We start from the raw sequence: 13,765 nt of genomic DNA on the forward strand, positions 1-13,765 counted from the left end.
TCGACTTGCATGTATTAGGCACGCCGCCAGCGTTCGTCCTGAGCCAGGATCAAACTCTCCATGAAAATGGTGAGCTGATTAAGCTCTTAATTTTTTTAAAACCGCTCCACTCTGCACTCAGCAATAGTCGAAGAAAACCACTTCGTCTCTTGCTTTCAAAACCTTGTGCAGGCTCCGCTGGCTTTTTTGACGGTGACATTCGTCACCTTTTTTTCGCTTGGCTTTTGTTCAGTTTTCAAAGAACTCATTTCCACCATCGCTCCAACAGCGACGAATTTAATTGTATCACATCGTTAAATTAGATGCAACCTTTTTTGAAAAAATCCTCTTTGTCATTTGCTACCACTTAGCAGCGACAAATAATATCATACCATGTTCATTCATTACAGACAACCCCCCAAAAAAGAAAAATACTAAACTAAAAGCATTTAGTAAAAACAGCCTTCTCATCAGCAAAAAGACGCGAGGCCTTTCAATCGAAACGAAAAAAGTTTGATTGCCTGTCTCACCTCAATCTCCCATGCATAAATCACACATGCCGCTTGGAATTGTTCCAAAAGGTGGATTTTGGCCCTTTGAAACAATTCCTTGAAAGAAAAGTCACTGTCTTTTAGATGATGCAAGTCGGAACACTTTTCTTCTGAATGCTGGTGTAGACGTACCAAGATGAAGAAAGACATTATAGTTTTAGCACTTTTTATTCGCGAAGTTACAACAATACTTGGCAAATAAAGAGGTTTACAAAGACAAAAACAGGAAACCTGCTAAAACAGATCATAAATCATCTTTATACTTATTAACAAAATTGAATAGGCAGCAATCCTTTTCAGAACAAGCGGTTCAGTTCTTTTGCTGATTCTGCCGCCAATTTGCGCGCCAATCATTCCCCCAATAACTAAGGAGAAGCCCAGTTTCAAAGATATGGCCCCCAGCGCGATTTTTACGATAAAGCTCCCTGCCGCTAAAAGAAAGCATGTAATTAAACTCGTACCGATCGCTTTTTTGATCGTGAGGTGGTAAAAAAAGACCATCGCCGGTACGAAAATGAACCCGGCACTTAAACCGATCATTCCGCCGATTATCCCTATCGTTAAGCCCCCGGCTATGGAAAGGATGCGCGATCCAGCCGAAAATTGATAATCATTATTTTCATTTGCTTTAAATGGAATTTGCATCACAATCGCCGCTGCTACCGAAAAGACAGTAAAAATTATTCGTAACAGAGTATCGCTCGTTGTGTGGGCAATTAGGACACCAACACTCCCCCCAAAAAAAGCCGGGACTCCGATATAAATAGCCACTCCTTTATCAATCACGTTTTCGCGGATGTAATAATAAGCGCCAGAGAATGTTGAGAAAAAAGCTTGCATAATGGAAAAGCCCGCTATTGTTTGCATCGAAAAATGAGTTTGTAAAACAAGCGGCGGCAGTAAGATGAGCGCAAAGATTGATATGATTCCTCCTCCTACTGATAATAGTCCTGTAATAACCCCGCTTATGAAACCGATTATGAACATCGTTATGACCATACTAAATCGCCTCACATTTTAGCGATTAACCAGTTGAAACTATCATGAAGAGAAGCTCAGTTGAATCTCTCTCGATTCTCTATAATATAGAAGACTGAATCCTTTACTCTTTATCAGAATCTCTTTAAAATAAAGCACCACCCGGAACAGGAACTCTTAAGAAGACACTGAACGTAAGATAGAGAATACACATAACAGAAGCTGACACCACTACCGGAACTACACTTCCTTTTACGTTTGGTTTTTTTCCAATTAAAAACATACTAAGGAGCAAAAGAAATATACCGCTCGTTACATAAAATCCGACAATCGGCATTAAAACAATATAGACAACAATGCCAACTATGCTAATCCACTTTCTCTTTCCACTTCCTTTTTCTTCGTCTTCTAAATCCTGCTCCTCTCTTTCTTCATATGCTCTTTTCATAAAGACTGCTTTCAGAAGTAAAAAGAAACCGAGGATAGAGAAAACGAGGATGACAACCTTTGGAAAAATGTCCGCAGGCGGTACAAGATCCTTTGTGTGGATATAAAAGAGGATACACACGGCAAAAATAAGCACTGAAACGATGATATCCTTCACTCTTTCAAAAACCATATGAATTCACCTTCCTTACGCTTTAAAGGTTTTATCGTCCGCCGTTGTTCCTCTTGCCTTTTTCTCCAACCGGTGTACTAAAATAGGCAGGAAAATTGAAACAATCGTCATAACGATTAATATGATGCTAATCGGACGAGTAAAAAATAGAGCCATCATCCCGGCTCCCGAACTGGCAATAAGAGCCGATAAAACAAAGCCGTTTTCTGCAATCACACCAAGAATCAGGCCTAATACAATCGGTCCAGGTACAATATCAACTTTCAAAGCGAAATAGCCAACAATCCCGCAAGCCAGCATCACATAGACATCCAACATGCTATTTCGGATGGAATAGGAGCCGATAACAGCGAGAACTGCTATAATAGGTGCTAAATAATAAATTGGTATTGTAACCGCTTTCACGAAGTAACGTGTTCCCCACAAACCAATGATTAATAACAGCAAATTGGCGACAACCAGCCCGACGATAAAGGTATAAGCAATAATCGGTGTCTCCGTGAACAGCTTAGATCCAGGCCGCAAGCCATGAATAAGCAATCCACCGAGTAAAACAGCGGCAACCGGGCTTCCGGGAATACCAAGCGTTAATAATGGGATCAGTGATGAGCTCACTGTCGCACTGTTTGCTGATTCACTTGTGATAACTCCGTCGATGTTCCCTTTACCAAACGCCTCTTTATTTTTTGAAAAACGCTTCGTTTCATTATAGGCGACAAATCCGGCAACATTTCCTCCGGCTCCAGGCAGCATACCAATAAATGTACCGATGAACGCACTTCTAACATAAATAACAGGTTTTTTCAGAGTTTCAATGATCGTCTTTCCATAGATTCCTCTTCTTTCTTTATAAGAAGTGATAAATTTTTTGTCTTGTTCAATCATTCTGATCACTTGAGGAATCGAAAAAAAGCCAATCATCGCCGGTAATAGGTTAATTCCTTCTATTAAACTACGGATGCCAAATGTGAAACGGGGATAGCCTGAAACAGGGTCCATTCCAATTAAGGCAAGCAGCAGTCCGAGGGTTCCCCCAATTAAGCCTTTTAACATCGATTTGCCTGCTAGACTGCCAATAATCGTTAAGCCGAATACCGCAAGCCAAAAGTTTTCCGGGTGGCCAAACCGAAGGGCAAATTCCGCTAAGGTTTGTGCTAAAAAAATTAAGAACAGCGTACCGATTATTCCCCCTATCACAGAAGAAACTAAAGCGGTAATTAGAGCTTTATCCGGCTTTCCTTTGAGTGTTAACGGATAACCATCAAAAGCTGTAGCCACTGCGGCGGGAGTACCTGGCGTATTAATTAAGATCGCTGAATTTGCTCCTCCAAACATCGCCCCGGTATACAATGCCCCTAAAGCAAGTAACCCTGTAGCCGGATCCATTCCAAAGGTGATCGGCACAAGCAAAGCTACTCCCATCGTGGCAGATAAACCAGGCAGTGTCCCCACGATAATTCCGCCAATCACTGCCAGTGACATGACCAGCAAATTAAGTAATGTCAAACTGTTTAACAAGCCTGAGAATATATTTTCGAGCATGCTTACCCTCCTTCTCCATCAAAGCAGGTACTATTTCCCTTCGTATTGAAAGAACATGAGGGCTGTAGATACGCCAGGTAAGGCAAAAACAGCCCTTATCATCGTCCACTGAATCCAACTATCTATTGCTCTAATAAATCGAAGTCTTCCAGAACCTGTGCTGCCTCCTCATACTGTCTTTCAATTTCTTCCGCCCACTCATCACCATGCATAAATCCTTCGACCAGACCTGCATTTTTCATGTCTTCTTGATACTCTGGCAAGCTTGTAATTTCCTCCAACGCTTCATACAGCATATCTAGTGCCTCTCGTGGCGTGCCCTTCGGAAGGGCTAATCCTCTTTCTATCACGGCTACAAGATCAATGCCCTGTTCAATGAATGTCGGCGTTTCAGGAAGCCAGTCGTGCCGTTCTTCTGTGGCGACAGCCAAAATATTGTAGTTATCAGGTTCAGCAGTTACATCACCGACATTTCCGACAATCGCATCAATATGCCCTCCAAGAAGCTGAGTAACTTGGTCAGCGGCACCGGCAAGCGGGACCATTGTTACTTCAACACCGGCAACTTGCATGAATCGCAATGTCGTTAAATGATCTCCAGTCAGCGTCCCTGTCATCCCGACTGTTAAACTTCCTGGGTTAGCCTTCAATTCTTCAATAAATTGATCCAACGTTTCAAATCTACTATCATGTTTTACTGCTAATACTTGCGGATCTGCCACAAGACGGGCAATCACATCGAAGCTGTCATAATCAAATTCAGTCGGTCTCCCTAGCGGCTGCAAGATAATATGGGGGGTATTAATGGTTCCCATCGTGTAACCATCAGCCTCCGCTCTTGCTAATTCCGTAAAACCAGCTTCTCCTCCCGCTCCTGTACGATACTCAATTACCATGTTTGTATCGAAGTAATTTGTCCAATACTTTTCAATAATCCGTTGGTTTGCATCCGTTGTTCCTCCGGCAGAGAATGGTACAATATTCGTAATATTACGACTCGGATAATCACTTGAGCCTGTAGTCTGGTCGTTGTTGTTCTGTTCCGAAGCGCTTTCCCCGTTACTACTTTCTGTTCCCCCACAAGCAGTCAGCAGTGCCATTATTATGAGCATTACCAATGAAAGCAATCTCCTTTTCATTACGAACGCCTCCCATAAACTTTATTTTGCTCCTCTTTCAATAAGAGAAAGCATCTTCGTTAACCTTACTCTTGCCGCCTCTTTGACTTCCTTATATTTGCTTTTCCCATGAGAATCAATAGAAACGATCAACGGACCAAAGTTTTTTACCCGAAACTTCCATATTGCTTCAGGCATTAGATCTTCCCACCATACTGCTTCAATCTCTTCTACTTGTAATGTTTCCAAAGCGGCCGTCCCGCCTAGTATCGTTAAATAACATCCTGTATGGTCAATTAATGCCTGACTTCCTTCTTCCAAAAGACCTCCTTTCCCAACAATCACTTTCATTCCGTATTTTTCCACCAAGCCCTTTGTAAACCTATCCATTCGGTAACTTGTCGTCGTACCAATGCTGACTTTTTCATATTTTCCATTTTCTAATTTCTTTACATTTGGTGCAGTATGAAGGCCTATGGCTCCTTTTAACTGTGGAAGTAAATCATCCGGTAACTCAACTTTCTTATCAAAAAGCCGTATTAAATTCGCATCCCTTATGCCAAAAATGTAGCCATCAAGCGTAACGGTATCACCAGCCCTCAGCGTCTTAATTTGATCATCAGAAAGCGGTGCCTGCAATCGATAATGAGCCATTTGGACCTCCTAATACATAATCTCCGCTTCGTTATGCTGAGTAAATATTGCCCTCATTCTCCTGGCCGGCCAGCACATCATGTTCACCGCCACCGGGTTCATCGTCATATGAGTATCAGCTGATTCAATATGAACGGCTAATGCGGTCGTATTGCCTCCAAGACCATGGGCACCAATTCCTAATTGATTGATCAGTTCGTACAACTCCCTTTCCAATGCGTTAACCTCAGGGTCGGGATTAGCAGAGCCGACCGGCCTGGCAGCAGCCTTTTTTGCTAATGTTGCACAAAGATCGGAAGACCCGCCTATTCCTATTCCGACTATTGTCGGTGGACATGGGTTAGCACCCGACTCAAATACACACTCTAATACATACTTCTTAATTCCTTCAATTCCAGCCGCAGGGGTGAGCATGCTGAGGTAGCTCATATTTTCTGAACCTGAACCTTTTGGAATAATTAAGACCTCAATGACATTCCCTTCCACGAATTCGTAGTGAAGGACAGGCACTGATTTTCCTGTCGAGGTTCCATGGTTTTTCCTCGTCAATGTGTTACAAATACTGCTCCTTAATGGGTGCTCCAACGTTGCTCTTTCGGTTCCTTTTCGAATTGCCTGCTCTAGCAATAATCCATCAAACCTGACTTGATTTCCGACCTTTATCCAATAAATCGGGATGCCTGTATCCTGACAGATTAGCAGTTTTTCTTGATCCGCTTTTTCAACTGTTTCAATTAATGTCGCTAATATTTCTTTTCCGCTTTCCAACTGCTCTTTCTGATAAGCTTTTTTTAACGCGGTTCTTACATCAGGTGGTAAATCTTTAAGCGATTCGATATACAGTGATTTACATGCCTCTTCTACCCGTTGATAAAATAAGTCATCCACTTCCCATGTCTGCTCATACGCTGGTCTGTACGTCAGAGACATTTGCTTCCTCCTTCTTACTTTGAATTCGTTGAAGCGGTAATTTGATAACCCGGTAATTCTGTCACTTTGATCCTTGTTTGTTTTACAGCTTCCTGCCAATATTTTGGTTGGCCATCTGCCCCTTTTGTTGCGATAATATTTTTCAACCATCCATCATCATTGCTTTCCGGATAATCCTCCCGATAATGCGAGCCCCTGCTTTCCTCACGCAATAATGCACTGGTTGTGACCATTTTCGCGATTGAAACGAGGTTTTTGACATTTAAGTATTCCTGCCATGTTAAATTGTAAGCAGTCGTGCCTTTTACCGCGACAGCGTTTATTCGAGAATCCAATTCGGCTAACTTTTCTTCAGCAAGCGTTAAATCACTTTTATTTCGGACAAGCCCTACTTTCTTCCACATCAAATCCTTTAATTCATTTCTTATATAAAACGGATTCTCACCGCTCTCCCTTAAAAACGGGGAAAGCGCTTCGTCTATTAACAGCTGGACTTGAGCATCGGAAATCGTACCGCTGTTGCGACCTTCCCTGACATATTTGGCAGCGGCATCACCAGCCCTTGCCCCAAATACTGTAGAGTCAGCAACTCCGTTTCCACCTAATCGATTCGCTCCATGAATTCCACCAGCGTCTTCACCAGCTACAAACAAACCAGGAATGTTACTTTCACAATTGACTGATACGCGAACCCCGCCCATATGGAAATGGGCAGCCGGAGAGATTTCCACCGGCTCAACGCTCAAGTCTCGGCCGACATCCCGACAACGTTCAACCATTCCGGGGAACATTTTTCTTACATTTTCTTTTCCTAAATGAGAAACATCAATATATACTCCACCTAATTCAGTGCCTCGGCCGGCCATAATCTCCATGTAAGCGGCCCGCGAAACTCTGTCCCGAGTCGAACGCTCCATTCTTTCAGGGTCATACGTTTCCATGAAACGTTCCCCTAACGCATTTTTCAAATAACCACCGGCACCTCGCAGCCCTTCTTCCAGTACGCCACCATTAAGCCGTGAATTCTCAGCCAGTAATCCAGTTGGATGAAATTGCATCATTTCCATATCTTGAAATTCCGTTCCGGCCCGATAGCACATCGCCATTCCATCTCCTGATTTTTCAAGACTTGGAGTGGCAATTTTGTACATCGTCGCTGCCCCGCCGGTTCCAACAATGACCGCTTTGCATTTCATGACAATAAACCGTCCCGTTCTGCTGTTCAGTAACAAACATCCTGCGACACAGCCTGCTGATTCATCGACTATTAATTCCACAGCCCGGACTTCATCCCATGTTATGACACCCGGTTTTGCAAACAGCTGATCCCGCAGCCTTGAAATAATTTCAATCCCGGTCAAATCACCGCGATGTACAGTCCGGTCAAAAGATTGTCCGGCAAAGGGCTTTTGATGAATCGTCCCATCCTCATTTCGATCAAAGAAAACCCCCATCTTTGTTTCTAGCTCCAGGATCCGTTTCGGGCAATCATTCACTAAGGTCCACGCCATTTCCTGATCATTGATAGCCCCTCCGCCTTTGATCGTATCTTTGAAATGCTTTTCAATTGAATCATCCGGATGCAAGACGACGTTGTACCCGCCTTGAACCATTCTCGTACATCCACTTTTGCCAACCAACCCTTTAGCCGCAACAACAATTTTCAAATCAGGATCGTGATCATATGCGTGATGGGCGGCAAATAATCCAGCTCCGCCGCTTCCTAATATGAGAATATCTGCCTCTGCGTAGTCCACTACCACTCACCCCTTATCGTCAAGAGACTAAGAAAAAGAAACTTAATGAAAACAGGATAGCCCCGAGCAACGTAAAAATCGTAAAAATACTGCGATTGTCTTTAACGATTCCAACCTCAATCAATAAAACCCGAATGCCGTATAAAGCATGAAAAATAACGGCAAATAACAGCAATGTATCAACGGCCGCATTGATATGCAAAGAAGCAACCAGCGTACCTCCCGGCAGCTTGCCGATCAGAGCATAGCCGCTGTAAATCTTTAAAGGAAGTAAGATTATAAGCAATACCGCTGTAATTCGTTGGATCAGCCAAGCAATGTAGCCGACAAAAGGCTTTTGTTTAATCACGATCTCAGCAGTCTGTTTTTTTTCCACATTAGAACTGATCATGTTACACTCCTTTCTTGCTACTAACGAATGCTCACCACTTTAATCCGAAGGAGCTCTTCAGCTTTTTCGCTTTAATTTTTTGAATGGTGACCATTGGCTTGATTCCTTTCGGACAAACTTCAACACAGGCGCCAAATGAATGACATCCGAAGGCGCCGCTCTCTGTGGAAACTAAATTAAGTCGTTCCTGCTTTGCGTCATCCCGTTCGTCCGCAATTAAGTTGTATGCCCGACTCAATGCAGCCGGACCGATATAATCATCACGCATTGCAACAGCATCACACGACTGAAAACATAGTCCACATGTAATACAGTCTTGATTTTCGTCAATGATTTCTCGTCTTTCGGAATCAGGCGGAATAACAGCAAAAGTATTCTCTCCTTCTTTTGGAACGAAATAAGGCTTGACCTTTTGCCAATTTCCAAAAAACGGATCCATATTTACCGTTAAATCTTTGACGATGGGCTGGTTTTTCATCGGTTGGACAAGAATGTTCTCTCCCATTTGTTCAATTTTTGTTCTACAGGCTAAACGTCCTCTTCCATTAATCATCATTCCACAGGAGCCGCACATTCCCAGCCGGCATGCACATCTGAAGGCAAGAGTCGGATCCTGGTCTTCGACAATTAGAAACAGGGCATCCAATACGGTCATATTTTTCTTCGCATTTACCGTGAACGTATCGTAATGCGGTTTTTCTTGTCCTTCTTCGGGGCTAGAGCGCATTACTGTCACCTTGACATCTGTCACGGAACCACCTCCAATATAAAAACACGATGCTTCTTTCCATATTTGGGTCAACCTTCAGCCATCTTTTCCGCTTACATCTTTCATTTATTTTTTTGCAAAAGCCACGCCCAGCTCTTCCCCCAGCTGAATTAGCTCTTGTTCCAATTCATCCGATAAGTAGATTCCTTCCTTCGAACTCCTTTGCCATTCACGATGACGCCTTTCCCCCGGATACAGAATTTCATCAACTCCTGCTTTTGTTGGCGTCTCTTTAATTTCAGAAATTAATTGCTTCATTAACAGGTTAAACGTGTTAAGCGGCATAAACTTCTCTATATCAAATAGAACAAAGAAATGTCCGACATTTGCTTTCTGATCCGAGTGATCATAAATGTTATGAACATGTGGTCCGAACGCTGCTCCCGACAAAACTCCGGTAAAAACTTCAACAGCCAGAGCGAGGGCATAGCCTTTCGCTCCTCCTACAGGTAGCACCGCTCCATTTAAAGCTTCTTTCGCATTCTCTGTTTCGTTTCCACATTCATCTATTGCCCATCCTTTAGGGATAGCCTGGTTTTGTTTCGCAGCCAAAATAATTTTTCCCCTTGCTACTACACTTGTTGACAAATCGATCAAAACGGGCGCTTCAGTCCCAGTTGGAAACCCAAACGCAATTGGATTTGTGCCGAAAAAGGCTTTTGTCCCTCCCCATGGCGGTATGCCAGGAGGCGAGTTCGTTAAGACGAGAGCTGCAAGTCCCGCTTCGCTCGCCATTTGACAATAGTAGGAGGCAGCTCCAAAATGATTGCTATTCCGCACTGCTATCGCTGCCGTCCCGCTCTTTTTTGCCAGGGCGATTCCTTCTTCCATCGCCCGAACAGAAACAATTTGTCCAAGACCATTATCGCCATCTACTAATAAAACGGAATCAGCTTTTTTCACAATTGATACAGAAGGATTTGGATTGATTCGTTCTTCTTTCATTCTTTTCGCATAAATCGTCAGCCTACTTATACCATGACTACCAACCCCTTCTAAATCAGCTTGAATTAAAGCATCGGCCACTTTGTAAGCGTTATCAAAATCAACGCCCAATTGCCCGAAGATGTGCTGACAAAAGACCTTTAAATGATCGGCATTATAGTGAGGCATTGCCGCTTCCCCCATCTTTTTTAAGTAAAATTGATTCCTCTACACTTTCTAAATGTTCAATCATCGCTTGCTCTGCCAAAGCTAAATCTCGTTCAATCATTGCTTCAACAATTTTAATATGCTGAGTTAAAGATAATCGTCCTCTTCCAGGGATGCTTACTGCCTCCAACCTAGCTTCGCTCAATACATCAATAAGGTTCATCATGATTCTTAATAAAATTGAATTACCTGATATTTTTGTCAGAGTTAGATGAAACTTCTGGTCCAGATTAGATAACTCTTCTTTACCTGCTCCTTCTTTCAAGGATTGTCTCGTAATCTCCAATATTGCATTTAACTCTTTTTCAGTCTTTTCATCTAAACGCTCCATCGCTAATCTCACCGCTGTGGTTTCTAGCACTTTCCTTATCGTGAACAGTTCAACGACCTGGTCCTTTTTTAAAAAGAAGTCATCCGCTAAATGCTTAATATTCTCTTCATAGTTCGCTACGAAAACACCATTTCCGTGTTTGATGTCAACATAGCCCTTTGCGGCTAAAATTTTATACGCTTCCCGCACCGTATTTCGACTTACATGCAGCTTTTGAGACATTTCTCTTTCGCTAGGAAGCCTTTCACCAATCGCAAATTTTTGATCGAGAATTAATTCCTTGAAATGGTCGGCAACCGAACTCGAAATGCTTTTACGATTGACTTTAAATGTGTTGAACATGTAGCCCACCCTCCTTTTTACTTAACGATACAGAGGGCGTTTTCACCGTGAAGAACGTTTATGACTTCCTCTGCGACTAATACAGATGTCCGATCTTGCGATTCTTCCGTTAAACCGGCTATATGCGGCGTTATAATCGCATTTTTTAACGTTAATAACCGGTTAGTATGCTGGGGAGGCTCTTCCTCTAATACATCTAAATAAGCACCGGCTAGTTCATGATCAAGGAGCGCCCGATATAAATCAGTTTCATTGATAATTCCACCTCTTGACGTATTAATCAGATAAGCAGTCTTTTTCATTTGACTAAATTGAGAATACGTAAACAAACAGGTTGTGGCCGGGGTTAACGGGACATGAATACTAAGAAAGTCAGACTGTGCTAAAAGATTGTCAAAACTAGTCAACTGCACACCGCATTCCGCGATAGGAAAATCATAGGGCGTGAAATACGGGTCGCAGCCTAGTACATTCATTCCAAAAGCTGTTGCCCGCCTCGCTACCCGTTGAGCGATCTCCCCTACACCTAATAAGCCAATTGTTTTTCCATATAGTTCCTCACCGGTAAAGTGCTTTCTGTCCCAGTTGCCGTTTTTTACACTTTCACTGGCTTTTGCTAACGTCCGATTGGCATCGAGCATGGCCCCTATCACATATTCCGCAACTGAAATGGCATTTGCGTTTCTAGCATAAACGATTTTCTTTTCAAGCTTCTTTGCCTCTCCTACATCAATGTTATCGAGTCCGACACCCAGCCTGCCAATGACCTGAATCTTCTTACCAGCCCGCAGCAGCTCCTTGTCGACTTTCGTCTGATTGCGGACAATCAAGGCATTGACGTCCTTAACTCTTTCCAATAATAGTTCACGGTTCTTCCATAAAGTCGGATCATATTCAACATCAGCAACAGCAAGCAGTTTATCAATGCCGACTTGCCAGATCATTTCCGCTATTAAGACCTTCAACGTGAGCCTCCTTTTTGGGAAGGACGCTAAATCCCCGTCCTTACCCATTGCCTATTTGTCCAATTCTTCTATTTAAATGCTCACACCGACGCGATGAATCGCAAATCCAGTTTGCTCTTTTAATATTTCTGCTTTTGTTAATTTACCATTGCATGTTTCCAGCACTTCGTTGTAAACGACTTCTCCCGCTTCCTCAGTTGTGATTTCATCTCTGAAAATTCCGCTCAAATCCAATTCAACCGTATCTTTCATGAATTCAAACGACTCATTATTTCCCGTAATTTTGATCGTTGGCATAATCGGGTGAGAGATCGTATGCCCTCCTCCTGTACTAAATACAAGCACTTGAGCTCCTGCTGCGGCAATTGCTGAAATCGACTCGCTTCCATGGCCCGGTGTATACATGACATAGACGCCCGGATCTTTCTGTTCACAAACTTCTGCACATTCAAGGCCATTTACAATTGGGGCACTGCCTGATTTCATATAAGCCCCAAGCGACTTTTCTTCAATAGTGCTTAGTCCGCCGATAATATTGTCTCCGGTAGGTTGGGAGCCGCGAATATCTTCTCCGCTTGCTAGAGCCCGACGCTCCATATCATTGATGTAGCCGACAATTTTGTCGCCGACATCCTTTGAGATCGCCCGTTCGCGAATATAATCTTCGGCCCCCATTAATTCCATTACTTCAGCCAAAATCGAGCGACCACCTTGTTGAATGATCTTGTCAGAGCAATGCCCCAGTGCAACATTCGAACCGATTCCCGAACTCGTATCAGAGGTACCGCAGTTTAACCCAAAAAGCAGGTTGGAAACGCTGACCGGCTCTCGAACCAATTTTGATAGTTCACGCTGCATATTCATCGCCTTCCGAGTTGCTTCAGCGGTTGCTTCAATCGCTCCTTTTGATTGACGAATATTTACAACTTCGACCGGTTTTCCTGTTTTCGCAACCTCAGCAGCGATTTCTTCGGCCGTGCACCCTTCTTCCCGAAAGTGATCAATCACGACTACCCCGCCAACATTCGGATTTTTCGCTGTACCTACTAATGTTTTAAATGTTTGCCGTAAATCCGGACGCACTTGACAACGGCCCAGAGGATGCGTGATGGCAACGGCTCCATCAATCGTTGCCGCTACACGCTCCGCTGTAGAGTTTGCATAAATCGTACCTGAAAGAATTAGAATATGATTTCTGATTCCTACTGTTCCATCCGGACGTACATAACCCATAAATTGTTCCATCGTTAGATTCGCTCCTTTTCCGATTTTGTTTTTGCATATAAATCGCCTCGTCCACGGTTGCTTTCAATATTATGAACATGTACATGATCACCGACCTCAATATCCTCTAAAGCGGTACCAATGCTTAGCCCGTACTTTAAAATAGGATCGCCTTTTTTGATAGGGCGCACCGCTATTTTATGACCATAAGGGATATCTTTTAAAATCCCAATGTTTTTCACATCCCCATCGACTTCAACCGAAATCATTCTTCCTTCCGTCATCTCCCTGCTTATCACCGTTGCTGTGTTATCAGTCGGTGCTACAAGATGTACCTCTCTTGCCATCACAATCTCCTCCTCAAGGATTAAAGTTATAGTTTTTTTCTATGGTAGAGCCGGCTTATTTTGGTTAAATGCTCCAACCAATCGCTCTTAGGGCCATTAAAACACTTCAAAAATTT

14 protein-coding genes and 1 rRNA gene are annotated in these 13,765 nt (G+C 43.1%); all 15 read right to left on the bottom strand.

Annotated elements, in window-relative coordinates; translation table 11 throughout:
• Positions 1-65, bottom strand: a 16S ribosomal RNA gene (locus tag M3212_RS13790); the annotation flags it as partial.
• A 699-nt stretch (positions 66-764) separates the two neighbouring features.
• Positions 765-1,529 (bottom strand): sulfite exporter TauE/SafE family protein, encoded by a 765-nt coding sequence (locus tag M3212_RS13795; protein WP_251194558.1) that lies wholly within the window; start codon positions 1,527-1,529, stop codon positions 765-767.
• Positions 1,530-1,653: 124 nt separating this feature from the next.
• On the bottom strand, positions 1,654-2,127 hold the full coding sequence (locus M3212_RS13800) for a tripartite tricarboxylate transporter TctB family protein (RefSeq protein WP_251194559.1): 474 nt from the start codon (positions 2,125-2,127) through the stop codon (positions 1,654-1,656).
• Between the two features lie 15 nt (positions 2,128-2,142).
• Complete coding sequence (locus M3212_RS13805; protein WP_251194560.1) at positions 2,143-3,669, bottom strand: tripartite tricarboxylate transporter permease; 1,527 nt, start codon at positions 3,667-3,669, stop codon at positions 2,143-2,145.
• Between the two features lie 122 nt (positions 3,670-3,791).
• Entirely contained in the window at positions 3,792-4,808 is a 1,017-nt protein-coding gene (locus M3212_RS13810) for a tripartite tricarboxylate transporter substrate binding protein (RefSeq protein WP_251194561.1), read from the bottom strand.
• A gap of 21 nt (positions 4,809-4,829) precedes the next feature.
• Positions 4,830-5,441, bottom strand: coding sequence for a fumarate hydratase C-terminal domain-containing protein (locus M3212_RS13815; protein WP_251194562.1), 612 nt, complete (start codon positions 5,439-5,441; stop codon positions 4,830-4,832).
• A 9-nt stretch (positions 5,442-5,450) separates the two neighbouring features.
• Complete coding sequence (locus tag M3212_RS13820) at positions 5,451-6,371, bottom strand: fumarate hydratase (RefSeq protein WP_251194563.1); 921 nt, start codon at positions 6,369-6,371, stop codon at positions 5,451-5,453.
• A gap of 14 nt (positions 6,372-6,385) precedes the next feature.
• A complete protein-coding gene (locus M3212_RS22300) occupies positions 6,386-8,128 on the bottom strand; it encodes an FAD-binding protein (RefSeq protein WP_251194564.1) in 1,743 nt (580 codons plus the stop codon).
• Between the two features lie 19 nt (positions 8,129-8,147).
• Entirely contained in the window at positions 8,148-8,519 is a 372-nt protein-coding gene (locus M3212_RS13830) for a hypothetical protein (protein WP_251194565.1), read from the bottom strand.
• 31 nt (positions 8,520-8,550) lie between these two features.
• Entirely contained in the window at positions 8,551-9,270 is a 720-nt protein-coding gene (locus tag M3212_RS13835) for a succinate dehydrogenase/fumarate reductase iron-sulfur subunit (protein ID WP_251194566.1), read from the bottom strand.
• 84 nt (positions 9,271-9,354) lie between these two features.
• Complete coding sequence (locus M3212_RS13840) at positions 9,355-10,401, bottom strand: Ldh family oxidoreductase (protein WP_251194567.1); 1,047 nt, start codon at positions 10,399-10,401, stop codon at positions 9,355-9,357.
• A complete protein-coding gene (locus M3212_RS13845) occupies positions 10,388-11,113 on the bottom strand; it encodes a FadR/GntR family transcriptional regulator (protein ID WP_251194568.1) in 726 nt (241 codons plus the stop codon). The genes M3212_RS13840 and M3212_RS13845 overlap by 14 nt, the downstream gene beginning before the upstream one ends.
• A gap of 17 nt (positions 11,114-11,130) precedes the next feature.
• Positions 11,131-12,078 carry a hydroxyacid dehydrogenase gene (locus M3212_RS13850; protein WP_251194569.1) on the bottom strand — a complete coding sequence of 316 codons (948 nt, stop codon included), beginning with the start codon at positions 12,076-12,078 and terminating at the stop codon, positions 11,131-11,133.
• Positions 12,079-12,150: 72 nt separating this feature from the next.
• Entirely contained in the window at positions 12,151-13,323 is a 1,173-nt protein-coding gene (locus M3212_RS13855; RefSeq protein WP_251194570.1) for a UxaA family hydrolase, read from the bottom strand.
• A 2-nt stretch (positions 13,324-13,325) separates the two neighbouring features.
• Positions 13,326-13,649 carry a UxaA family hydrolase gene (locus tag M3212_RS13860; protein ID WP_251194571.1) on the bottom strand — a complete coding sequence of 108 codons (324 nt, stop codon included), beginning with the start codon at positions 13,647-13,649 and terminating at the stop codon, positions 13,326-13,328.
• Between the last annotated feature and the right edge of the window lie 116 nt (positions 13,650-13,765).

Source organism: Halalkalibacter oceani (genome assembly GCF_023715705.1).
GTDB classification, from domain to species: Bacteria; Bacillota; Bacilli; order Bacillales; family Bacillaceae_D; genus Halalkalibacter; species Halalkalibacter oceani_A.